The 24,382-nt window shown below is 66.5% G+C and carries 16 protein-coding genes and 2 riboswitches; of the genes, 10 read left to right on the forward strand and 6 right to left on the reverse strand.

The genetic code is table 11. The annotated features are described in order from the left end of the window. Positions 1-126 precede the first annotated feature (126 nt). Positions 127-852, reverse strand: coding sequence for an anti-sigma factor family protein (locus ACOCG7_RS06135; RefSeq protein WP_421377215.1), 726 nt, complete (start codon positions 850-852; stop codon positions 127-129). Positions 853-1,157: 305 nt separating this feature from the next. Between ACOCG7_RS06135 and ACOCG7_RS06140 the strand changes: the two genes are divergently transcribed. The 6 genes from ACOCG7_RS06140 to ACOCG7_RS06165 all read left to right on the forward strand — a co-directional run bounded on the left by ACOCG7_RS06140 (position 1,158) and on the right by ACOCG7_RS06165 (position 11,515). Further along, a complete protein-coding gene (locus ACOCG7_RS06140) occupies positions 1,158-1,424 on the forward strand; it encodes a DUF4148 domain-containing protein (protein ID WP_073432594.1) in 267 nt (88 codons plus the stop codon). Positions 1,425-1,596: 172 nt separating this feature from the next. Then, positions 1,597-5,094 (forward strand): SNF2-related protein, encoded by a 3,498-nt coding sequence (locus ACOCG7_RS06145; protein WP_421377218.1) that lies wholly within the window; start codon positions 1,597-1,599, stop codon positions 5,092-5,094. Between the two features lie 966 nt (positions 5,095-6,060). Continuing rightward, positions 6,061-6,798 carry a response regulator transcription factor gene (locus tag ACOCG7_RS06150; protein ID WP_073432596.1) on the forward strand — a complete coding sequence of 246 codons (738 nt, stop codon included), beginning with the start codon at positions 6,061-6,063 and terminating at the stop codon, positions 6,796-6,798. After that, positions 6,795-8,246, forward strand: a complete 1,452-nt coding sequence (locus tag ACOCG7_RS06155) for a FecR domain-containing protein (protein WP_421377220.1) — start codon at positions 6,795-6,797, stop codon at positions 8,244-8,246. The genes ACOCG7_RS06150 and ACOCG7_RS06155 overlap by 4 nt, the downstream gene beginning before the upstream one ends. Before the next feature lie 61 nt (positions 8,247-8,307). After that, complete coding sequence (locus ACOCG7_RS06160) at positions 8,308-10,833, forward strand: CHASE2 domain-containing protein (protein ID WP_421377222.1); 2,526 nt, start codon at positions 8,308-8,310, stop codon at positions 10,831-10,833. A 61-nt stretch (positions 10,834-10,894) separates the two neighbouring features. Continuing rightward, positions 10,895-11,515 (forward strand): DUF4136 domain-containing protein, encoded by a 621-nt coding sequence (locus ACOCG7_RS06165; RefSeq protein ID WP_073432605.1) that lies wholly within the window; start codon positions 10,895-10,897, stop codon positions 11,513-11,515. A 61-nt stretch (positions 11,516-11,576) separates the two neighbouring features. Here ACOCG7_RS06165 and ACOCG7_RS06170 read toward each other — a convergent pair whose 3' ends face one another. The 5 genes from ACOCG7_RS06170 to cobA all read right to left on the reverse strand — a co-directional run bounded on the left by ACOCG7_RS06170 (position 11,577) and on the right by cobA (position 16,833). Further along, the gene (locus ACOCG7_RS06170) at positions 11,577-12,749 is read right to left on the reverse strand and encodes a Fic family protein (protein WP_073432599.1); all 1,173 of its coding nucleotides are present in this window, start codon (positions 12,747-12,749) and stop codon (positions 11,577-11,579) included. Positions 12,750-12,894: 145 nt separating this feature from the next. Then, positions 12,895-13,575, reverse strand: a complete 681-nt coding sequence (gene bluB / locus ACOCG7_RS06175; protein ID WP_421377225.1) for a 5,6-dimethylbenzimidazole synthase — start codon at positions 13,573-13,575, stop codon at positions 12,895-12,897. After that, on the reverse strand, positions 13,559-14,965 hold the full coding sequence (locus ACOCG7_RS06180) for a cobyrinate a,c-diamide synthase (protein WP_421377227.1): 1,407 nt from the start codon (positions 14,963-14,965) through the stop codon (positions 13,559-13,561). Before ACOCG7_RS06180 ends, bluB begins: the two co-directional genes overlap by 17 nt. A 3-nt stretch (positions 14,966-14,968) precedes the next feature. Then, entirely contained in the window at positions 14,969-15,571 is a 603-nt protein-coding gene (gene cobO, locus ACOCG7_RS06185; RefSeq protein WP_073432601.1) for a cob(I)yrinic acid a,c-diamide adenosyltransferase, read from the reverse strand. After that, a complete protein-coding gene (gene cobA / locus ACOCG7_RS06190) occupies positions 15,568-16,833 on the reverse strand; it encodes a uroporphyrinogen-III C-methyltransferase (protein ID WP_421377568.1) in 1,266 nt (421 codons plus the stop codon). Before cobA ends, cobO begins: the two co-directional genes overlap by 4 nt. A 220-nt stretch (positions 16,834-17,053) precedes the next feature. Then, a riboswitch (cobalamin riboswitch) is annotated at positions 17,054-17,293 on the reverse strand. A 68-nt stretch (positions 17,294-17,361) separates the two neighbouring features. After that, positions 17,362-17,631, forward strand: a riboswitch (cobalamin riboswitch). Positions 17,632-17,720: 89 nt separating this feature from the next. Here cobA and cobW point away from each other — a divergent pair. The 4 genes from cobW to ACOCG7_RS06210 all read left to right on the forward strand — a co-directional run bounded on the left by cobW (position 17,721) and on the right by ACOCG7_RS06210 (position 24,341). Continuing rightward, entirely contained in the window at positions 17,721-18,821 is a 1,101-nt protein-coding gene (cobW, locus tag ACOCG7_RS06195; protein WP_277998136.1) for a cobalamin biosynthesis protein CobW, read from the forward strand. A gap of 6 nt (positions 18,822-18,827) precedes the next feature. Continuing rightward, entirely contained in the window at positions 18,828-22,628 is a 3,801-nt protein-coding gene (gene cobN / locus ACOCG7_RS06200; protein ID WP_421377229.1) for a cobaltochelatase subunit CobN, read from the forward strand. A gap of 10 nt (positions 22,629-22,638) precedes the next feature. Beyond that, positions 22,639-23,670 (forward strand): ATP-binding protein, encoded by a 1,032-nt coding sequence (locus ACOCG7_RS06205; RefSeq protein WP_421377231.1) that lies wholly within the window; start codon positions 22,639-22,641, stop codon positions 23,668-23,670. Positions 23,671-23,801: 131 nt separating this feature from the next. Next, complete coding sequence (locus ACOCG7_RS06210; RefSeq protein ID WP_421377570.1) at positions 23,802-24,341, forward strand: vWA domain-containing protein; 540 nt, start codon at positions 23,802-23,804, stop codon at positions 24,339-24,341. The last annotated feature ends 41 nt before the right edge of the window (positions 24,342-24,382 follow it).

Here is a 24,382-nt window from a genome sequence, read left to right on the forward strand (position 1 = left end):
GAGCACGGCAGCGGCGGCCGTCGCTCGGGCCGCCTGGAAGGGCAATTGATGCGGTTGAGAGGGGAACACGCTTGGGCGCATTTTATTCCGTTCGCGTGACATCGGATCGTCAGGTTGCGCCAAAGCTCAGTGCATCGTCATCGCGTCGGCGGCGCGCATCAGGCCGTGGGTGCGGGCTTCGCCGGCCACCACGAAACGCTGCCGCCGCGCCGTCCACGTCAGCAGACGGACCGCGCCGATGCGGCGCGCGCTCCATTGCGGCTGCGCCGGCGCTAGCAGCGCCAGGCTCGACATCACCACCACCGGCCGGTTGTCCCCGTTCAGATAGACGAATTCGCTGGCGCGCTGGAACGGGCTGAGCGACAGGGACCGCCGATCCACCAGCCGCAGTCCGATCGCCGTCAGATCCGGCGCCCAGGCGTCGGTTCGGGTCCGCGACGCGGCGGAAAAACCCGCGGCGTCGGTTTCGGCCAACGCCATGACGGCGGCATTGTCGAGCGCCTCGGCGGACACCTGGGTGGCGGCAAGCCAGCCGCTCGCGGTCACCGCCGCGAGCACGAGCGCCATCAGCGTGTTGAGCAGCCTGCTTCGACGCCGCGCCGCATTCAGGCGTTCGAGCGCGCGGCGCCAGGGCGCGACACGACTCGTCACCGGTTCGTCGGTGGTCTGAAAGGCCTGCTGGATCTGCGCGTTGAGCTTGCCGTAGAAGGCCACCCGGCGCGCTTCCGCCGGGTCCTTGCCGAGATAGTCCCGCAGGAAGGCGGCGCGTTCCGGCGTCAGCGTGCCGTCGGCGTAGGCCTGGATGTCGGCTTCTGAAAGCGGCGGGTCGGATGGGGCGTCGGTCGGGTTCATGGTGTCGGCGGTGGTCGGCGGTTGTCGAGTATCAGCCATGTGGGAGCGAACACACCCGGACGGCGGTTTATTCCATACGTTCGATGCGCGTTGTTCGCAGCGTCCGTCCGGACGCTATCCGGCGGCCGGTTTTGGCAGCCCATGTGCTGGCGTCGCCGCGCCTCGGAACGCGTGCAAACCGCTTCGCCGGCCGCTTTATTCCCGCTTCGAAGTTTGTTTTTTCGGAACCGTTGCCGCAGGAATAAAAGCCGCGAACGCGTGGTTTTCCCTCATGCAAACCCGCACAACACCCCCTGGAGTTCATCATGAAGAAGATCGCTTTCGCCGCATTGTCCGTTGTCGTTCTGGCCGCTTCGTCGAGCGCTTTTGCACAAGGCAAGACCCGCGCCGAGGTGTACCAGGAACTGATCGAAGCGCAGGCGAACGGCCTGAACTACGTGACCGATGCATCGTATCCCGACGTGAGCCCTGTATTCGCGCAGCAGGTCGAGCAGCACAAGCAGGCACTCGCCGCGCAAGCGGCCGCCAACCGCGTCGCGAGCGGCAGCATGCCGACGGACAGCGCCGATTGAGCCGCGCGCGGCGTACTGCCGCCACAGCCAATTCCATCCGACGCGTAAAATGGCCGGTTACCACGGGCATTCGATGCCGGACGCAAACGCGCCGGCAGGCGCCGCCTAGCGCCTGCCGCGCCGAGTCTGTCCGCGCACGATGCCTTCGCCGGCTCGAATAGGATGGACCCTGATGTCGTCAGTTTTCTTTGATCGGGAACGGATTGCGGAATGGCTGGGTGACCATACCGTCGCCAAGGCGCGCCTGGTGGGCGCCGTCACTAACATGCAATGGCGCGGCACGACGCTGAGCGGCGACGTACAGGGCACGCAACCCAGTCCGTACAGAACGCGGGTGCGTTTCCGTAACGGCGGCGGATTGCCTTGGGCGCAGAGCGACTGCACTTGCCCCGTTGGCCGCAACTGCAAGCACGTTGCCGCGCTGCTGCTCGCCGCGCTCGAGTATCAGGACGAGATGGACCACGTCATCTACGTCGATGACGATGCCGACGACCGCGACGCTCAGCGCGGCGGTTACCGCGAGGCCCGATCCACGGCGAAAGCGGAGTCCGCGGCGGGCGTGCGGCCCGAACTGGTGAGCTGGCTCGAACGGTTTCGCGCGCGCGCCGAAGCCGCCGATGCGCTCGCTCAAAAGGGCGGCGCCGCGCGCACCCAGACGCTCGCGTATCTGCTGAACTGGTCGAACTTTCACATGCGCCACGAAGTCGTGCTGTACCGCGCGCGCTGCAATGCCGACGGCACCATCTTCGAAGTCGACGAGCCCTGGAGCAATGTGGAGTCGGCGCTGCTCAAGCAACCGAAGTTTGTCTCCGACGAGGATCTGTCGATCCTGCGCGGTCTGTGGCTCGGCCGCTCGCGCGAGGATTTCGGCCAGTTCATTCTGCGCGGCACGAGCGGTGCGGAAATGCTGCAGAAGCTGATCGCGACGGGGCGTCTGTTCTTCGAGTTCGATCCCGAGCCCGGTCGGGAAGGACCGACGCCGTTGTCGCGCGGCGCCGACCGGCCCGGCCGGATCGAGTGGGAGCCGCTCGCGGACGAGCGTCTGCGGCCGGTGCTGTGCACCGAGCCGCGCGCGAGCATGGTCCTGCCGACCGAGCCGGTCTGGTATGTGGACGGCGCGGCGCATGAAGCCGGCATCGTGCAATCGTCGCTGCCGTTCCAGCAGTTGCCCGACTACCTGGCGATGCCGCCGATCTCGCTCGCCGAAGCGCCGCTGGTCGCCTCGGTGCTGCGCGAGATCGCGCCCGAACTGCCGCTGCCGCCCGCACACGACGCGTCCGCGATTCGCGTGATCGACGTCGATCCGGTGCCGGTGCTCACGCTCAACAGCCACGCGTTGCCGTCGGCGGGCCGAGCCGCGCAGCGCAAGCCCGAAGCCGTCGAGCTCGCCGGCGTGAGTTTCGATTACGACGGCGTCAGCATCAACGTCGACAGCAGCGTCACGCTCGTGCCGATGCCGGGCGGCGACGTCATCCATATCCGCCGCCGCTACGAGGCCGAGAAAAAACGCCTGCTCGAACTGCGCAAGACGGGCTTGCAGAAAGTGCCCACGAGCCGCGTCTACGGCGCGCGGCTGTTGCCCGACACGATGCTCGGCCTGCCCGATGCCGACGCCTGGTCCGCGTTCGTCAACCACGCGGTGCCGGATCTCGTGAGCAAGGGCTGGCGCGTGACGATGGCGCCCGAGTTCCGCTACAACGTCATCGAGATCGACGCGATCGACGGCACCGCGCACCAGGCGGGCGACGGCTGGTTCGATCTGGAGATGGGCATCCGCATCGGCGAGCGCAACGTGCGGCTCGAACCGCTGCTCGCCGATCTGTTCCGGCGTGACCGGCGCTGGCTCGGCGGCGCGCTCGACAGCATCGCCGACGAAGAGCCGATCGAACTCAAGACCGAAGAAAACAAGCGCCTGCGCTTGCGCGCCGATCGTCTGAAGCCGGTGGTGCGCGTGCTGGTCGACCTGTTCGACGCGCTCGGCGGTTCACTCGCCGACGGCGCGCCGCTGCGCGTGCCCTCCGTCGATGCGGGCCGGCTCGAAGCGTTGAACAGCACCGGCCGCTGGCAATTCCGCGGCGACGATTCGATCCGTCTACTGGCGCAGCGTCTGCAAGCCGGTCCGGGCTTGCATGAGGTGCCCGTGCCGCGCGGCTTGCGCGCGGAACTGCGCGCGTATCAGCAGCAGGGGCTGAACTGGATGCAGTTTCTGCGCGCACAGGATCTGGCCGGCGTGCTCGCCGACGACATGGGCCTGGGCAAGACCGTGCAGACGCTCGCGCACATCCTCGCGGAAAAAGAGGCGGGGCGGCTGAACCGCCCCGCGCTGATCGTGGTGCCCACCACGCTCGTGCACAACTGGCGCGAGGAAGCACGCCGCTTCGCGCCCGAGCTGAAGGTGCTGGTGCTGAACGGCCCGCAGCGCAAGGAGCGCTTCGAGCAGATCGGCGAACACGAACTGATCCTGACGACTTACGCGCTGCTGTGGCGCGATCAGAAGGTGCTCGCCGAACACGACTATCACTTGCTGATTCTCGACGAAGCGCAGTACGTGAAGAACGCCACCACCAAGGCCGCGCAGGCGATCCGCGGATTGCGCGCGCGGCATCGGCTGTGCTTGACCGGCACGCCGCTGGAGAATCACTTGGGCGAGTTGTGGTCGCAATTCGATTTTCTGCTGCCGGGTTTTCTCGGCAGCCAGAAAGACTTCACCCGGCGCTGGCGCAATCCGATCGAGAAGAACGGCGACGGCGTGCGCCGCGCGCTGCTGGCGCGCCGTATCCGGCCGTTCATGCTGCGCCGTCGCAAGGACGAGGTCGCGAAGGAGTTGCCGGCCAAGACCACGATTGTCTGCTCGGTCGATCTGGAAGGCGCGCAGCGCGATCTCTACGAAACCGTGCGCACGGCGATGCAGGAGAAGGTGCGCGCGGCGGTCAGCGCGCAAGGTCTCGCGCGCAGCCACATCATCGTGCTCGATGCGTTGCTGAAGCTGCGCCAGGTGTGCTGCGATCCGCGTCTCGTGAAAACGATCAAGATCGCCGACGAGGTCGACGCGCACGACGAGAAGCGACCGACGACCGGCGCGCGCGCGGAAAAGAACGAGAAGGCCGAAAAGGCCGAAAAGGGCGCGCGCGCGATGCGTTCGGCGAAGCTCGATCTGCTGTTGTCGATGCTGCCCGAACTGATCGAGGAAGGGCGCCGCGTGCTGCTCTTCTCGCAGTTCACCGGCATGCTCGCGTTGATCGCACAAGCGCTCGAAGACGCCGCAATTCCCTATGTGATCCTGACCGGCGACACGGCGGATCGCATCACGCCGGTCGAGCGTTTTCAGCAAGGCGAGGTGCCGTTGTTCCTGATCAGCCTGAAGGCGGGCGGCGTGGGGCTGAACCTCACCGCCGCCGACACGGTGATTCACTACGATCCGTGGTGGAACCCGGCCGCCGAGAATCAGGCCACCGACCGCGCGCATCGGCTGGGGCAGGACAAGCCCGTGTTCGTCTACAAGCTGATCGCCGCCGGCAGCATCGAGGAGAAAATCGTGGAACTGCAGGAGCAGAAGGCGGGCCTCGCGGACAGCATTCTCTCCGACGACGCCGCGGGCGCGGCCAAATTCTCCGACGACGACCTCGACGCGCTGTTCGCGCCGATGCCGGAAATCGAGGGCGGAAGATGAGGCGGCGCGGCCTCATGCTCTGTTGCACCGGGCGCGTTAGCGTGCGAAGAACGCGTCGCTACCCGGAGGCGTGGTGGCGCTGTAACAAAACGTCTGCATCTGTAAATGGAGAGCCGCGCACCGCTTCAGGTCATACGATTTTTGCGGCAAGCCGCACGTCGATCGACGCGTGCCCGCCAATGACCTCCACGTAAGAGCTACCGGCCCGCCCGTTACAAATGAAGTTCTTTCATCTTGAACTGGATTTCTGTACCGGCTAATTTCATCTCACTCGTGTGGCTAGACCCCCGCGAGCGTGTGGTGTTTTTAAGCGGCGTCGGGCTCGAGCGAGGCGACGCCGCATTTTTATCTCATCGCGTGAATCCCCAATCCCGATCTTCATTACGCACGCTGCGCCGTGCCGCCCCATCGAGCCGAAACGCGCTTAACAATCCTTAAACGATTTATTTTGAGACTGTTTCTATACTGACTCGCAAATTGTCAAATCGCTGTTTCGCGAGAACGGGAGCGGCAGCGGCGAGACAGGACAAACGCAGACGGGGCGAATCACCGCGCGAGTGAGACCAACAATTCAAAGAGCGGCCGATTAGAGGTCGATAAAAAACCGGCGAAGAACCGGCGAAGCCTGAGAGCGCACGGGGGACGTGCAGGGAGCGGCTCCAATCGCAGAGCCGGCCGGATTGCCGATTAACGGCAACCCGGAAAAGCCGCGACAGTTTTCGATTATCATGACCTGCCCCACGAATAACCGCGCGATAAAGCCATAAGAGCGAGGCGTTCGCGGCGATTTCAGGATAGTCGGGTTGCATAGCCGAACGGGGCGCGGGGCGCAGGACCATTAATCGAAAAATGTGCGGCGGGAGATGAAATCGCAAGCCGGATCGTCGGTGCAAGCGCCGTCATCCCGGTTATCCGCCGGTTTGCCGGCCACCAGTTACGAATGACGATGTCGCGTTGCGGGGTTTTATGAGAATAGCTGTCCTGGATGACGATTCGGCTCAGGCCGATCTGGTTTGTCAAACGCTGGCTACGGCCGGCCATGTCTGCCACGCCTTTGGCGCCGGCCGTGAACTCGTGCGGCAACTGCGGCGACAGACGTTCGATCTGCTGGTGCTGGACTGGAACGTCCCCGACATGTCGGGCGAAGAGGTGCTGCGCTGGGTGCGCGAAAGCCTGTCCGAGCGCTTGCCGGTGCTGTTCATGACGAGTCGCGGCCGCGAGACCGACATCACGTCGATCCTCAACACCGGCGCGGACGATTACGTCGTCAAACCTGTCTCCGGCGCGGTGCTGCTGGCGCGCGTCGGCTCGTTGCTGCGCCGCGCGTATCACCTGAAGCCCGCCGCCGCAAAAGAAATTTTCGGCGACTTCGAATTCGATCTGAGCGCGAAGCACGTGGTGGTGCGCGGCGCGACGGTGGCGGTCACGCAAAAGGAGTTCGAGCTCGCGCTGCTGCTGTTCCAGCACCTGAGCCGGCCGCTGTCGCGCGCGCACATTCTCGACGTGATCTGGAAGCAGGCGACCGACATCCCGTCGCGCACGATGGACACCCACGTATCGATGCTGCGCAGCAAGCTCGGCTTGCGTCCCGAACACGGCTACCGTCTGACGCCGATCTACGGCTACGGCTACCGGCTGGAGCGGCTCGAATCCGGCCCGCAGCCCGCGCCGGGCCACGAACGCCCGCAGGCGGGGGAGGCGTGACGGTTTCGGCCGTCGTGCCTCCGCGCCACCGCGCGGGTTTATCCGTTCGCCGCAGCGCCGCATGGTTCGCGGCGGTAAGCGTGTTGGCGATGACCTGCCTCGCGCAGGTGTCGGCGCATGCCCAATCGCCGCGTGCGCCGCAGCCGCGCATCACGACGCCGGCGCCCGCCTACGTCTCCTACCTGACCCGCGAAGGCGACACGTTATACGACATCGCCGGCCACTATCTGCGGGCGCCGGGCGATTGGGCGGTGTTGAGCCGCCTCAACGACATGCCCGCGCCGCGCCGCATGCCGGCCGGCATCGCCTTGCGCCTGCCGGCGGACCGGCTCAAACAGGATCCCGAATCGGCCCGCGTGATCGCGACGAGCGGCCCGGTCGAGCATGCGTTCGGCAAGAACCCCTATCTGCCGGTCAAGCCCGGAACGACGCTCGGCGAAGGCGACCGCATCCGCACCGGCCCGGACGGTTTCGTCACGTTGGAATTGCCGGACGGCTCGCATGTCACGATCGCGCAGGAAGGCGAGCTGGACATCGGCAGGCTGCGCCGCACCACGTTGACGGGCGCCGCCGACCGCGTTCTCGAACTGCGCCGCGGCGCGGTCGAGAGCCAGGTCACGCGTGCGACGAAAAAAGACGACCGTTTTCAGATCCGCTCGCCGTCGGTGGTGGCGGGCGTGCGCGGCACGCGCTTCAAGGTGGCCTATGACGGCGACGCGCAAACCACCGCCGTCGAGGTGCTGGACGGCGCGGTCGGCGTCGATCCCGGCGCCGCCGCCCACCGCGCCGGACCGCCGCCCGGCGTGCCGCTGCAGGCGTCGGCGCAACTCGTGAAGGCGCGCTTCGGCAGCATCACGCGCGCGGGCGAGGCGATCGGCGAGCCCGTCGAGTTGCTGCCCGCGCCCACGCTCACGCAGCCCGCCAAGGTGCAGGACGGCGAGACCGTCGCGTTCGATCTCGTGCCGGCCGAGCGCGCCGTGGCCTACCGCGTGCAGATCGCGCGCGACGCCGACCAGCTCGACCTGATCCGCGAGTTGCGCGTGAGCGCGCCGCACGCGGACTTCGGCAATCTGGCCGACGGCACCTATTTCGTGCGCATCGCGGCCATCGACGGACACGGTCTCGAAGGCATGCCTCAGGTGTACGGCTTCGAGCGGCGCCGTCTCGGGCTGGCCGCATCGGCGGCGCAGCGCGCCGGCAGCCGCGACTACGAATTCCGCTGGTTCGTCAGCCGCGCCGCGGGCGAGACGCGCTTTCGCTTCGTGCTGGCCGCGAGCGCCGATCTGCGCCATCCGATCGTGGACCGCACCGATCTGAGCGGCGGGCAATTCGTCGTGAGCGATCTGCCGGCCGGCGTCTACTATTGGACGATCATCACCGAGCAGTTCGAGAACGGCCGCTTCTACGAGACGAGCAGCAGCATCCGCTCGTTTACGCTGGCGCGCTGACGCTGGTAGATTCACGGGGCCCGGCGACCCAGCCGGCCCTTTTCATCAACCACGCGACGCTTTGCCAACTACACCTACACGCCTGAGCCTCGATCCGCGCGCCCGTCTCGGACGGCGCGCCGGCCGCCGCTTCCTGTTCGAATGGGTGGGGATCGGCTGTCTCGGCCTCGTCGTGATTCTGCTCGCCTCGCTCGGGCGGCTGACCGCGAGCGTCGACAATCTCGTCTACGACGGCTTTCTGAGCCTGCGCGCACCGCCGTTGTTGCCGAATATCGTGGTGGTCGAGATCGACAACGCCAGTATCGCGCAACTCGGCCGCTGGCCGTGGCCGCGCGGCACCCACGCCAAACTGCTCGAACAGATCGCGAAGGCCGAGCCCGCCGCGGTGATCTACGACGTGCTGTTCACCGAGGCCAATCCCGAGGACGCCGAGCTGGCCCGCGCGATCGCGCTGACTCCGACCTACCTGCCGGTGCTGCTCACGCCGCCCGACAGCGCGGGGCGGCGCGTCGTCGTCGAACCGGTGGCGCCGCTCGCGCACGCGGCGGCCGGGCTCGGCCATATCAACCTCGAAGTGGACAGCGACGGCATCGTGCGCAGCGTCGCGCAGTTCGAGGGCGACGCAACGTCACGCTGGCCGCAATTGATGGTGCCGGTGGCGCAAGCCGTCGAACACGGCGCGATTCAGTTGAACGAGCGGCTGCCGCGCCGGCGGTCGTTCAGCGAGGCGGCGGCGATCCGTTCATCGAACACTGCCGAAGGCGAAGGCCGCTTCCTGATCCCGTTCGGCCCGAACGCGCAGAACTACGCGAAAGTCAGTTTCGCGAGCGTGCTCGCCGGCGAGGTGAACGCGGACCAGTTGCGCGGGCGTATCGTGCTGATCGGCGTGACCGCGTCCGGTTTGTATGACCGGTTCGCGACGCCGGTATCCGGCGAATTGGGTCCGCTGCCCGGCGTCTACATCCACGCGAACGTGCTCGACACGCTGCTGAGCGGCCGTGAGATCGAACCGGTCGGGCGCTGGGCGCTGTTCCTGGCCTCGCTCGCGCCGCTAGCCGCGTTGCTGGCCGGCTTTCTGGTGTTGTCGCCGCGCCGCTCGCTGCTGTTGACCGGCGCGCTCTGCGCGCTCGCCGCCGCGGGCAGCGCCGTGCTGCTGTACGGCTTGCGGCTATGGATGTCGCCGGTGCCGGCGATCGCCGGCGTGGTCGTCGTGTATCCGATCTGGAACTGGCGGCGCCTCGAAATGACGATGGCCTATCTGCGCGAAGAGTTGCAGCGCCTCGCCGACGAACCGCACCTGCTGCCCGAAACGCCCAAGCGCCGCCGCGAGTTCGGCGGCGACGTGCTGGAGCAGCACATGGCGCTGATGGCGCAGGCCGCGCAGCGCGTGCAGGACATGAAGCGCTTCGTGTGGGACAGCCTCGACAGCATGCCCGAGCCGATTCTCGTCAGCGACCTGCACGGCGTCGTGCTGATCGCCAACCATGCCGCGAGAGCGCATTTCGCTCGCCTCGGCGCGCCGCCGCCGGAAGGCCGGCCGATGCAGGCGGTGCTCGGCGGGCTGAGCTTCGTCAAGACCATCGACCGGGGCGCCGCGTCGGGTGCGTCCGATGATGCGTCCGACGCCGACAACAATCTGCTCGCCCATGCTCACTGGCCCGCGCCGCTCGATCCGGCGCGGCATGAATTTGCCGCGCTGATGGCGCAGGGCGTCGAGGTGCGCGACGCGCACGAGCGCGACCATCTGCTGCGCTACGCGAACTGCACCAATGCGCATGGCGAGACGACCGGCTGGATCGCGGGTCTCGTCGACGTGTCGGCCCTGCATGCGGCCGAGCGTCAACGGGAAGACGCGTTGCGGCTGCTGTCGCACGATATGCGCTCGCCGCAGGCGTCGATTCTGGCGCTGGTGGAAATCGAGCGCGCCCGCAGCGAACCGGTGCTCGCGCGCGGCTTGCTGGAGCGCATCGAACGCTACGCGCAGCGCGCGCTGACGCTTGCCGACGACTTCGTGCAACTGGCGCGCGCGGAATCGCAAACCTACCTGCTCGAACCGGTGAGCCTGACCGAGCTGATGATCGACGCCAGCGACGAAGTCTGGCCGCAAGCGCACGCGAAGCGCATCACGCTGCAAACGGACGCGGGCGGCGCGGCCGAGCTCGACGAAGGCCACTGGATCTGCGCCGACCGTTCGCTGATGACGCGCGCGCTCGTCAACATTCTGAACAACGCGATCAAGTACAGTCCGCCGGACACGCGGATTTCCTGCAGCCTCGACAATCTTCCTGGCGTGACGGCGACCCCTGGCGCCGCGCGGCGCGTGTCCTGCACGATCCGCGACGAAGGTTACGGCATTCCCAAGGAGCAGCAGGCCGATCTGTTCGAGCGCTTCCGGCGTTTTCACGAAACCGACCGGCCGGAGGTGGGCGGCGCGGGGCTCGGCATGGCGTTCGTCAAGACCGTCGTGACGCGTCACGGCGGCGAGGTTACGGTGCTCAGCGCGCCGGGCGAGGGCACCGCTGTTACCATCTGCCTGCCCGCGTTCGAGGACACGCAATCCGATGTCTCCGCGAGGCCGGGCGCATGACGCGCGCACACGTTCCTTATCGAGGCTGATGGAGCTTACCGAGGCTTACCGAAGCGAGAAGATGGTGAAAGCGATTTTGATCTGTGCCGCGCTGGCCGCGGCGAGTCTCAGCGGTTGCGCGGGTCCGAGCGCCGAGGTCCATACCGCCAGTTCCGCTGCCGCGCGGCAAGGCGAACGAACCTACGCGATTACGCGCATGCCGTCGCAGGCGGCGAGCGCGGATCAGCCGCGTTTCGAGGCCGCGGTGCGCGACGAACTGGCGAAAAACGGCTTCGTCGAGATGACGGGCGAGCCCGCGCGCTACTTGTTGTCGATTGCGTATGACACGCGGCCGGCGACGATCGGCGTCGGCGTGAACGACATGAAGGATTGCGCGCCAAGCGGCTGCGGCCGGCAGAGCGAGCCGCCCTTCTCGCTGTTCGGCGGGCGCGCGTACCGGCATTCGTTGACGCTGCGCCTGTTCGAGCGCGCGGGCGGACAGGAGGTCTATAAAGTCAGCGCGGTGATGAGCGACCGCGATGCCGATCCGCTGCATGCAATGCCCGCGCTCGCGAAAAGCGCGCTGGCAAAATTTCCGTTCGATGCGCCGCCCGACTGGCATGTGAAGCTACGCACCGATAAGGCGAGCGGCGCGCTGGACGTGGTGTCGGTGAAGCCGGTGCAGGCTCGGTCTCGGCCGTGAGGCGTCGCCGTCATGGCAAGCCTGCCGCCTGAGCGGCCGACGATTTAGCCATGACGGCAAGTCAGCCGTCGCGGGAGGGCGTATCGGCGATGGCCGTGTCCGCTGCCGCCCACCCTGGCATGTTCAGGTAATAGCGGGTCGAGCGGCCGGCGCCCACCCTGGACAGCAGCCCCATGTTCTCGAGTTCGATGAGTTCGCGCGACGCCGTGGCCCGCGAGGTGTTGCCGACGCTCTCGTACTTGCGGGTGTTCATGCCCCCTTCGAAGCCCTTGGGACCGGCATCGAGCAGAACGTTGACGACTTTGCGTTGCCGGGTCGTGAGCACCTTGTCCCGATGGTTCATCCAGAAAACGGCTTTATCGAGCGTGGCGTCCACGACGCCGGATGCTTCCTCGCAGGACACACGCACCTGTTCGACGAACCATAGAACCCATTCGGTCACGTCGAGCTCGCCATGCTGGGCGCGCTCGAGCTGCTCGTAATAGTCGCGGCGCTTGTCGAGCAGGCGCTGCGAGGTACGAATCAAGCGGCTGACCTCACCGCTGTCGCGCGCCAGCACAAGGTCGATGAGGACGCGACCGATGCGGCCATTGCCGTCCTCAAAAGGATGAATCGTCTCGAACCACAGGTGAGCGAGTGCTGCCTTGACCAGATGGTCGTGCTCGGTCGTTGCGTTGAACCAGTCCAGGAACTGCTGCATTTCCGCCGGGACCTGGGCCGAGGCCGGGGCCTCGTAGTGGACCCGTTCGCGTCCAACGCGGCCGCTGACGATCTGCATTGGCTCGGCATGCTCGCGATAGGCCCCGACAAGGATTTTGACCATGCCTGAGTAGCCGGTAGGAAAGAGAGCCGCCTGCCAGGCGCACAAGCGCTCGTGTGTGAGCGCCGCTTGCCTTTGCCGCACCGCGTCATCCATGATGTCGAGCAGGCCTTCGACGCTCCGCGGCGCGTTGGGGCCATCCTGATTCCCGACGCCGAGTCGCCGTGCCACGGACGAACGCACGGCGGTGAGGTCGATGCGTTCGCCTTCGATGGCTGCCGTCGCGACCGCATCCTGGCTCCAGGCCTCGGCGGCGAGTTCAAGGCGCTGTTCGAAGCCGAGACTCGCCAGTTTGCCTTCAACGATGCCCTGAGCCCGGTGCGCGCGGGCCAGTTCGCCGCCGACGCGAATAGCGTCGTAGTGCATGCCGGGCCACGTGGACGCTTGCCAGATGAGAGGGTGGGTGGATGTCATGACGCTCGGTGAATATTGAGGCGATTACGGGCTCTAATCGACTCATATCGTGAGTCGAATACCAGTATAGCCGACCGTGAGGCGATTGCGCGCCTAATCGCCTCAAATCATGAGTCGATTAAGCGCTCGCCCTGCATCCCGCGATTCACTTGCCGTTAACCAGCGTCTTTTTGCCTTCCGTTTCAACTTCCGGCCAGCGGTTTTCAAACACGCAATCGGCGAGCGCCATGCGGCTAGCCCAGCGTTCGGTTTCCAGCATCGGCTGGTTGTAAAACGCCTCGACGTGCCCGAGACACAGAATCGCCACCGGCCGCGCGCCCTCGGGCATATGCAGCAGCGTGCGCACCACGTCGACGTCGAATAGCGACACCCAGCCCATTCCCAAACCTTCCGCGCGTGCGGCGAGCCACATGTTCTGGATCGCGCACGCCACCGACGCGAGATCCATCTCGGGCAACGTGCGGCGCCCGAAGATGTGCCGCTCGCGGCCGTCCATCAACGCCATCACCAGCAGTTCGCCGCAGTCCCGCATGCCTTCCACTTTCAGCTTCATGAACGCCTCGCGCCGTTCGCCGAGGGCGTCGGCGGTGGCGAGCCGTTCGCTTTCGACGGCTGCGTGCAAGGCTTCGCGCAACACCGGATCGGTGATGCGCGCAATCCGCCACGGCTGCATATAACCGACGCTCGGCGCATGATGCGCGGCGTCGAGCAGGCGCTGCAACATGGCGGGGTCGACCGGATCGCGCACGAAGTGGCGCATGTCGCGCCGCTCGTGAATCGCGCGGTAGACCGCCTCGCGCTCGGCGTCGTTAAAAGGCTTCGCCATGGAACAGGGCGGCCGCGAAAGCCGGGTTGGAGGGCCAATAAGCGTGCATGTAGGTCGCGACGATCGAACCGACGCGGAACACGGCCTCGCCGGGTGCGTCACCCTGTGGCCGGGTGGCCGAACGCAGCGGCGTGAGCGGCGTCGTCAGCTTCGAATAGTGGAACGTGTGGCCGGTCATCGGGCCGTGCACGCTGTCGATCTGTTGCATGCCGAGCGCGGTGAAGCGCGTTTGCATCGTTGCGTGGCCGGGCAGCAGGCCGAGCATTTGCGTGCTCACGCCATGCGTATCGGTGAGCTGTTCGAGCAGATACAGCATGCCGCCGCATTCAGCGACGAGCGGCTTGCCCGCCGCCGCATGCGCGCGGATCGTCGCGCCGCTGCGCGTGTTGCTTGCGAGCGCGGCGGCGTGCAGTTCGGGATAGCCGCCGGGAAGATAGAGGGCGTCGGCATGGTCGGGCAACGGATCGTCCGCGAGCGGCGAGAAGTACGCGACCTGTGCGCCGAGTGCTTCCAGCAGCGTGACGTTGGCCGGATAGACGAACGAGAACGCGGCATCGTGCGCGATCGCGATCCGCTTGCCTTCCAGAAGACGCGGCGGCACGTCCGGCGCAGGCTCGCCGAATTCGACCGGCGGCGGCAGTTCCGCCAGCGCGGTGTCGGCGAGCGCATCGGCGGCACGGTTCAGCCGCGCGTCCAGGTCGTCGATTTCCGCCGCCTGATGCAAGCCGAGATGGCGGTCGGGCAACTCGATCTCGTCGTCGCCGCTGACGTGTCCGCACCAGCGAATGTCCGGCGGCAGCGCTTCCTCGAGCATCCGCGCGTGCCGCGCGGAGCCGACGCGATTGGCGAGCACGCCGTAAAACGGCACCTCGGGCCTGAATCGCGCGAGCCCGAAGGCGACCGCGCCGAAGGTCTGCGCCATCGCCTTCGCTGAAATCACCGCGAGCACCGGCACGCCGAACACGGCGGCGAGGTCGGCGCTGCTCGGCGTGCCGTCGAACAGGCCCATCACGCCTTCGATCAGGATCAGGTCGGCTTCGGCCGCAGCCTGCGCGAGCAGCGTGCGGCAAGCGGCTTCACCGACCATCCACAGATCGAGCGTCAGCACGGGCGCGCCGCTCGCGCGCGCGAGAATCATCGGATCGAGAAAATCCGGGCCGGTCTTGAACACGCGCACGCGCCGCCCCAGCCGCCGATGATGACGCGCGAGACCCGCGGTAATCGTGGTCTTGCCTTGACCCGAAGCCGGCGCGCTGATGAATAGCGCGGGACATGCCGTCGAGGTCGTTCCGTTCGGGAACGCCCCTGAAGAACTGCCCTCGGCGGGCGCTCCGGACGAAGTGCCTTTCGGCTGCGCCTCCGAAGCGCTCTTATCGGGGCTCGCGCTCATCGCTCAGAACTCCACGCCGCGCTGCGCTTTCACGCCTTGCTCGCGGTACGGGTGCTTGACGATGCGCATCTCGGTGACGAGGTCGGCGGCCTCGATCAACGCGTCCGGCGCGTGACGGCCGGTCACCACCACGTGCAGCATCGGCGGGCGAGCGTTGATCACGGACAGCACCTCGTCGAGCGGCAGGTATTCGTACTTCAGCACGGTGTTCAGCTCGTCGAGGATCACCATCTGGTAGTCGCCGCTCTCGATCATCCGGCGCGCTTCGTCCCAGCCCTTGCGGGCGGTGGCGATGTCGGCGTCGCGGTTCTGCGTGTTCCAGGTGTAGCCGTCGCCCATCGTGACGAAATCGCAATTGGCGATCGCACCGAGAAAATCGCGCTCCGACGTGTGCAATGCGCCCTTGATGAACTGCACGACGCCGAGGCGCATGCCGTGTCCGAGCACGCGCACGGCCATGCCGAACGCGGCCGTGGTCTTGCCCTTGCCGGTGCCGGTGTTGACGATCAGCAAGCCCTTTTCGACGGTGGCGTTGGCCTGTTTTTTCTCGTGGCCTTCGCGCCGGCGTTCGGTCATGCGTTGATGCGATTCGGGATCGGTTTTCATGGAAGGTCCTGTTTCTCGGTGTCGTGGGTTGTCGGTTCGTGTTCGGTCCGGGCGATGATCGAGGCAATCGCCACGGTCACGCCGGCATGCGCGGTCTTGCGGACGAGGAGTTGGGCGTTGGGTACAGCCGACGCAGCCGACGCAGCCGACGCAGCCGACGCAGCCGACGCAGCCGACGCAGCCGACGCAGCCGACGCAGCCGACGCAGCCGATGCAGCGGACCCGGCCGACACGTTAGCCGCGCCGAGCAGCGCGCACGGCTCGCAAACGCCGTCCACGCCGAGATGCTCGCGTGCAACCGCCGAAGGCTCGGCCACGGGTATCGCCGCGATCTGCTCGCGGCTGAAGAGTGCGATCGGCAACGCGTGGCGTGCGCAGAATTCGAGCAGGCCTGCTTCGTGGGCTTTGCTGTCGATCGAGGCGATCGTGCTGATTTCGTCGAACGTATGCGACCCGAGCGCGGCGCGCACGGCCGTTTCGATCTGCACGGCCGAGGTGTGCAACCGGCAACCGACGCCGACGCTCAGCGTTTTCATGGGCACGCTCCGCGCCAAAGCCAGCGACGCGACGCCGCCGATCACCACGATCGCCGGCGAGCCGAGCCCGGCGCGAGACACCGTATCGGCGAACTCTCCAAGCCGCGCCAGCGCATGCCGTTGCTCGGGCCGCGTGGCCGATTCGATCGCGGCGCACGGCGTATCAGCGTTCATGCCGGCCGCGAGCAACGCCCCGACGATATCGCTCAAGCGCCGCATGCCCATGTAGATCACCAGCGTCATGCGCGTGGCGACGAGCGCGGCCCAATCGGGCTCGCCGCTGCCGGCGCTATGTCCGGTGACGAACACCACGCCTTGCGCATGATCGCGATGCGTGACCGGAATGCCGATCGCCGCGGGCGCCGCGATGCCCGCCGTGATGCCGTTGATCACTTCGGCGTCGATGCCCGCTGCTTGCAGCGCCTGCAATTCCTCGCCGCCGCGCCCGAACACGAACGGATCGCCGCCTTTCAAACGCGCGACGCTGCGCCCGGCCCGCAGATGCGCGAGCATCTGCACGATGATCCCGGCCTGCGGCGTGGACGGATGTCCGCCGCGCTTGCCGACGTAAATCACCAGCGCGTCGGCGCGCGCGAACTGCAATACGTCGGGATTCACCAGATCGTCGACCAGCACCACGTCGGCTTGCGCGAGCGCGCGGGTCGCCTTGAGCGTCATCAGTTCGACGTCGCCGGGGCCCGCGCCGATCAGCCACGCGCGGCTCATCGCGGCATGCATGGCGCGCGCCATGTCGTGACGGACGGGAAGGGCCGAAGCGCCAGGAGGGCGTGCGAGCCGGCGGAAAGGGAAGAACTCATGCGGTGCTACGGATATCAGGCATGACGTAATGCGCCGCTTCACCAAGATACATGCAAGCGGGGACCACGCCGTGCTTCAGCGCCATCACATCCGTCCCTCGCGGATTCCGGCGGCCGGCAGCGTGACGTTCGCTGCCTCCGCGTCTGGCCGGTATCCGGGCTGGCGGCCTCATGCGCTTTGCCTTCCCGTCCGCATTCGTCGGACAGTGGCATCGAAAACGCATGCGCGGCGCTATAAAACCCATCGAGCGCCGCAGGTCGCTTACCGTTGCGGGGACAGCACAGGTTGAGCGCGGCAAGCGCGGCCTGTTTCCCGTTTAACTGCACACGCGAATGCATGTGCGGGCACCAAACGCGCGCTTACGATAGCACATGACGCCCCATCCGATAAGCGCCTCCGTCCTCGCGTTTTCTTGACTGCGCCGGGTCGCGGGCCTACACTCGCACGCACTTTGGTGCTCGTGTGCGCGCTCCTGCGCATGCAGTTAAACGGGAAACAGGGCACCCGCCTTCAAGGACCGGGTCAACCTGTGCTGCCCCCGCAACGGTAAGCGAAATGCGGTACGTCACGTACCGCGGAGCCGGCTTCGATGTCCACGCGCAAGGCCGCGTCGGCATACAACCACTGGGCGAGAAATCACTCGCACGGGAAGGGGAAGCGGCGCTTTCGCCAGCCCGGATACCGGCCAGAGCACGCAGGACGAACGCCGCGGGGATGCGGCATGCGTTCATGACCTCACCCCGCTTGCTGTCTTTCCCTGTTGCAGCAACGCCGTCGATCGAATGGACCTCACGATGCAAACTCAAATGCGCAAGATCCCCGTCACCATCGTCACGGGCTTTCTCGGCAGCGGCAAGACCACGCTGCTTCGGCACATTCTTCGGCATGCGGGCGGCAAGCGCATTGCGGTGATCGTCAACGAGTTCGGCGAGCTCGGCATCGACGGGGAAATCCTCAAGGGCTGCGGAATCGGTTGCGACGAAAACGGCGTCGAAACCGAAGGGCAACTGTATGAACTGGCGAACGGTTGCCTGTGCTGCACCGTGCAGGAAGAATTTTTTCCGGTGATGGAAAAACTCGTCGAGCGCCGCGAGCAGATCGATCACGTGCTGATCGAAACGTCGGGCCTCGCCTTGCCCAAGCCGCTGGTGCAGGCGTTCAACTGGCCGCAGATCAAGAACAGCTTCACGGTGGATGCGGTGGTGACCGTGGTGGACGGCCCCGCCGCCGCGAGCGGCCAGTTCGCCGACAACCCGGCCGCCGTGGATGCGCAACGCAAGGCCGATCCGAATCTCGATCACGAATCGCCGCTGCACGAACTGTTCGAGGATCAGTTGTCCGCGGCCGATCTGGTGATTCTGAACAAAACCGATTTGCTCGACGACGCGCGGCAAAGCGCCGTGGAAGCCCTCATTCGTGAAGAGATTCCACCGCAAGTGAAGATCGTGCGCGCGCAGATGGGCCAACTCGATCTGCACACGTTGCTGGGTCTCGAGGCGGCTTCGGAAGAAACCATCCACTTGCGCCACGATCACCACGGTTCCGCCGACGACGCCGATCACCACCACGACGAATTCGATTCGGTGGTGGTGCAGGCGAGCGCGCCATCGCGCGAAGCGCTGATCGCCGCTTTGCAAGGGCTGGTCGAAACGAACACGATTTACCGCGTCAAGGGTTTCGCGGCTTTGCCGGGCGCGCCGATGCGTCTGGTGATCCAGGGCGTGGGCCGGCGTTTCGATAGTTATTTCGATCGGCGCTGGCAGGCGCATGAAACCGATGCGGGACTGCAAAGCCGCTTCGTGCTGATCGGCGAGGACCTGGATCAGCACGCGCTGCAACGCGCATTCGACGCGGCGCTCGGTGTGGCGTCGAGCGCCGAAGCGCAACAGGCGTAAGCGCTCATGCATCTGCTGCGCACCACGCCGGGTGGTTTTGTCGACGACACGCAAGGCGTGATCCGCATCGATCAGCGGCCCGCCGATATCGTGGTGCTCAGTTCCGCCGACACCACGCTGTCGCTGCTCGCCAGCGTGTTTCCTCGTCTCGGAGACGGCTTCCCGAGCGTGAGGCTCGCGAACGTCACGTATCTGCGGCAGCCGGCCTCGGTCGATTTTTATGTCGAGGACGTGTTGCAGCATGCGCGCGTCGTGGTGGTCGATCATCTTGGCGGCGAAGCCTATTGGCCCTACGGCATCGAGCAGGTGGTCGCGCTCGCCGAGCGCAAGCAGCAGACGCTCGCGATGTTCTCCGGCGATCTCCAGGAAGACCCGAACCTGCTTGCGCGCAGCACCGCGAGCGCCGATCTGTGCCATCAGCTATGGCGTTATCTGCGTGAAGGCGGCCCGCAAAACGCCGAGGCGTTTTTGCGCTGCATCGCGTATCGCGGCTTCGGTTGGGGACGCGAGCCCGCGCCGCCGCGCGCGTTGCCGGCCGCGACGCTCTACCACCCCGAGCGCGACACGCCGACGATCGCCGACTGGCAGGCGCGCTGGCGGCAAGACGCGCCGGTGGCCGCGATTCTGTTCTACAAGGCGCATCTGCAAGCGGCCAATACGGCGGTGTTCGATGCGCTGATCGACGCGCTCGATGCGCAAGGTCTGAATCCGTTGCCGATCGCGATTACGTCGCTGAAAGACGCGATGAGCCGCGAAGTCGTGCAGTCGCTCTGTGCGCAACATAACGTCGCGCTGGTGCTGAATACGACCGCGTTCGCCGCGTCCGCGATCGACGACCCCGAGCCGCTCGCGCTCGCCGGCGACGCGCCGGTGTTGCAGGTGATCCTGAGCGGCGGCAACCGCGACGACTGGCTCAAGGACAATCAAGGTCTGAATTCGCGCGACATCGCCATGCATGTCGCGCTGCCGGAAGTGGACGGCCGCATCATCACGCGCGCGATCAGCTTCAAGGGGCTCGCGTATCGCTGTCCGCACACGGAAGTCGACGTGGTGCGGTATCAACCGGACCTCGAACGCGTGAGTTTTCTGGCGGAACTGAGCCGCCGCTGGTGCCGTCTGCGCACGCTCGATAACGCGGACAAGAAGCTCGCGCTGATCCTCGCCAACTATCCGATGAGCGAGGGGCGCATCGGCAATGGCGTGGGACTCGATACGCCGGCCTCGGTGGTCGGCATTCTGTCGATGCTGCGCGATGAAGGCTACCGTCTCGCGGACTTGCCCGCGCACGGCGATGCGCTGTTGAAGAAGCTCACCGAAGGCGTGACCAACGATCCGGTCGTGCGTGATTTGCGGCCGGCATTGCAAAGCCTCGCGCTCGACGATTACCGCGTGTACTTCGACGCATTGCCCGCCGAGGCACGCAATGCGTTGAACGCGCGCTGGGGTCCGCCCGAGCAGGACCCCACGTTGCGGCGCGGCCGTTTCATGATCGCCGGCTGGCGCTGCGGGCATGTGTTCGTCGGCATTCAGCCGTCGCGCTCGCGCGAGCAGGGCGATTACGCGAGCTATCACGACGCCGAACTCGTGCCGCCGCATGCGTATCTGGCGTTCTACTTCTGGCTGCGTCACCAGTTCGGCATCGACGCGGTCGTGCACGTCGGCAAGCATGGCAACCTCGAATGGCTGCCGGGCAAGAGCGTTGCATTGAGCGACGCGTGCTGGCCCGACCTGATTCTTGGGCCGATGCCGCACCTGTATCCGTTCATCGTCAACGATCCGGGCGAGGGCAGCCAGGCGAAGCGGCGCGCGCAGGCCGTGATCATCGATCACCTGATGCCGCCGCTCACGCGTGCCGAAAGCTACGGGCCGTTGCAGGATCTCGAACGCCAGGTCGACGAATACTATGAAGCGCTGATGGTCGATCCGCGCCGTTCCAGGCTGTTGCGGCGCACGATTCTCGCGACCATCGTCGAACATAAGCTGCATGAGGAACTGAGTCTCGCCGAGCCCGCTGGACAGGATGACGAGGACGCGCTGCTCACGCGCGTCGACGCGTGGCTGTGCGAGCTGAAGGAAGCGCAGATTCGCGACGGCTTGCACACCTTCGGGCAATCGCCCGAAGGAGTGCAGCGGCGCGATACGTTGCTGGCTTTGGGGCGCTTTCCGGTCGGCAACGGGCAAGGCGGCAACGCCGGTTTGATCGACGCGTTGGCGCGCGATCTGTGCATCGATCATCTGTTCGATCCTTTGTCGGTGGATTGGTCGGCGGTGTGGAACGGGCCGCGTCCCGACCTCTTGCAGCACGTGAGCGACGCGCCGTGGCGGCACGGCGGCGATACGCGCGAGCGTCTGGAGTTGCTGGCGGCGCAGATGTTGCGCGCGGTGTGCGGCGATGATGCGCATGCCATGGCGCCGGCGGCCGGAAGCTTGCCGCAAGCCGAACGGGTGATCGAGCGTCTGCGTCACGATGTACTGCCGCGGCTCGACGCATGCGGTCCGCAGGAAATGCGGCATCTGAAGCGCGGCCTCGAAGGGCGCTTCGTGCCGCCGGGGCCGAGCGGTTCGCCGTCGCGTGGCCGGCCCGATGTGCTGCCCACCGGCCGCAACTTCTATTCGGTCGACACGCGCGCGATTCCCACGCAAGCCGCGTGGTCGCTCGGTTTGAAATCCGCACAGCAGTTGATCGAGCGGCATCTGCAGGAACACGGCGACTATCCGCGCGCCATCGGCCTGTCGGTATGGGGCACCGCGACCATGCGCACCGGCGGCGACGATATCGCCCAGGCGCTCGCGTTGCTCGGCGTGCGGCCGAAGTGGGCGCCGGGCAGCCACCGCGTGACCGATTTCGAAATCATGCCGATCGAGGTATTCGACCGGCCACGTATCGACGTCACGTTGCGCGTGTCCGGTTTTTTCCGCGACGCCTTCGCGAACGTGATGCATCTGTTCGACGCGGCCGTGCAGGCGGTGGCCGAACTGGACGAACCCGAACACCTGAATCCGATTCGCGCCCGCGTGCTGCGCGAACGCGACGCGTTGATCGCGCGCGGCATGGACGCCGCCGAGGCGCGCAAGCGCGCCGGCTGGCGTGTGTTCAGCGCGCGGCCCGGCGCGTATGGCGCGGGTCTGCAAGACATGATCGACTCGCGGCAATGGCAAACCGATGCCGATCTCGCGAACGCGTATCAGGCGTGGGGCGGTTACGCCTACACGCAAAAGAACGCGGGTGAGGAAGCGCGCGACACGTTCGGCGCACGCCTCGCCGCAATGGATGTGGTCTTGCAGAACCAGGACAACCGCGAGCACGATCTGCTCGACTCGAACGACTATTACCAGTTCCAGGGCGGCATGGTCGCGGCGGTGCGTCATCTGGCCGGCAATCAGCCGCACGTCTATCACGCCGACCACAGCAACCCGGCCGCGCCGCGCGTGCGCACGCTGCACGAGGAAATCGCGCGCGTGGTGCGCTCGCGCGTAGTCAATCCGAAATGGCTCGATGGCGTGAAGCGTCACGGTTACAAAGGCGCGGCGGAAATCGCCGCGACCGTCGATTATCTGTACGGTTACGATGCGACCGCGCGCGTGGTCGCGGATCATCAATACGCGCTCGTCACCGACGCTTATCTGAACGACGCCGATACGCGCGAGTTCTTGCAGCGCCACAACCCGCATGCACTGCATTCGATCTGCGAGCGCCTGCTCGAAGCCATGCAGCGCGGTTTGTGGCAGGCGCCCGGCGACTATCGCGCGCAAGTCGAACGGCATCTGCTCGCGAGCGAGCAGCAGATCGAAGGAAGGCAAACATGAAGGCAGCGACATGAAGGCAGCAACCCAGCGACCCGCGTTTCCCTTTGCCGCGCTGATCGGCCAGGCGCCGTTGCAGCAGGCGCTGTTGCTGGTCGCGATCGATCCGGGACTGGGCGGCGTGCTGGTGAGCGGACCGCGCGGCACGGCGAAGTCGACCGCGGCGCGCGCGCTTGCCGAGTTGCTGCCGGAAGGGCAACTGGTGAATTTGCCGCTCGGCGCGAGCGAGGATCGTCTGATCGGCACGCTCGATATCGAAACCGTGCTGCGCGATGGTTCGGTGCGCTTTTCGCCGGGCCTGCTCGCCAGGGCGCATCGCGGCGTGCTGTATGTCGATGAAGTCAATCTGCTGCCGGATGCGCTCGTCGATGCCTTGCTCGACGCCGCGGCAAGCGGCGTGAATACCGTCGAACGCGACGGCGTTTCGCACAGTCACGATGCGAGCTTCGTGCTGATCGGCACGATGAATCCCGAGGAAGGCGAGTTGCGTCCGCAGTTGATCGACCGCTTTGGTTTGATGGTCGAGTTGCAGAACTGTTATGAGCCGCGTGTGCGTGAGGAAATCGTGAAAGCGCGGCTGGCGTTCGATCTCGAACCTGGCGGTTTTCGCGCGCGTCATGAGCAAGCGCAGCAGCGCTATGTTCAGCGGATTCGCGCGGCGCGCGAAGCGCTGCCGCAACTCGCGTTCGACGACACGGTGCACGCGCGCGTCGGCGCGCTGTGCATCGACGCGGCCGTGGATGGTTTGCGCGCCGATCTCGTGATGCTGCGCGCGGCGCGGGCGTTGGCGGCGCTGGAACAGGCGGCGGCGATTAGCGCCGAGCATGTCGATCGGGTCGCCGAGGCTGTGCTGGTTCATCGGCGGCATCAGCGTGACACTCAGCAGCGCGATGACGCGCGCGATAGCGGTTCAAAGGGCTCGTCCTCGACTGCACACGATGCGGCCGCAGCCAGTAGCGAAAGCGATTGGGGTTACCTGCCGCCTGAGCGTTCCGCCACCACTCAGGTCAAAGGCGTCATTCCACTCAGCGCAAAAAAACGCTGAGCCATCGGAAGGGCGCCGCCGCTGACTCGCGCAGCGGTTTTCGATGGCGGCAAGGCGCGGGCGTGAATTCGCGCAACCGCTTGCGCGGCACGCCGGGCAAGCGGATCGCGTGGCCGCCGACGCTCGCCGCGATGCGCCAGGATGCGCTGCGCGCCGAGCATCTGCGCTTCGTGCGCGAGGCGCCGCGCGGCGGTGTGCTGCATTGCTTCGTCCTCGATTGCTCCGGGTCCATGCTGGCCGGGCAGCGCCTCGCGCTCGCCAAGGGGCTGCTGATTGCCTTGTTCGACCGCGCGAGCGCCGCGCGCGCCGAGGCGGCGCTGATCTGCTTCGGCGGCAATGGGGCGGACGTGCGTTTCGGTCCTGCCGTGCCGCGCTGGTGGAATGAACGGTGGCTGCGTCCCGTGGGCGGCGGCGGCGGCACGCCGCTCGCGTCCGGCGTTCGCGAGGCGGCACGCTTGCTGGAGCGCAGCGCGCGCCGTCGTCCAGCGCAGCAGCGCTGGCTGTGGATTCTGACCGACGGCCGCAGCAGCGATCAGCCGACTCGCCCGCTCGACGCCGATGAAATAGTCTTCGTCGATTTCGAACGTGAGGCGATACGGCTGGGCCGCTGCGAAGCGCTGGTCGACGCGTGGGACGCGCGGCGTTTTACGCCGGAAGAACTGATCGGTTAGCGCGCGTCGCAGTGCGCGAACATCCCGCTGGTCTTTCGCCT

The sequence above is a fragment of the Paraburkholderia sp. DD10 genome (assembly GCF_049177125.1).
GTDB lineage: Bacteria > Pseudomonadota > Gammaproteobacteria > Burkholderiales > Burkholderiaceae > Paraburkholderia > Paraburkholderia terricola.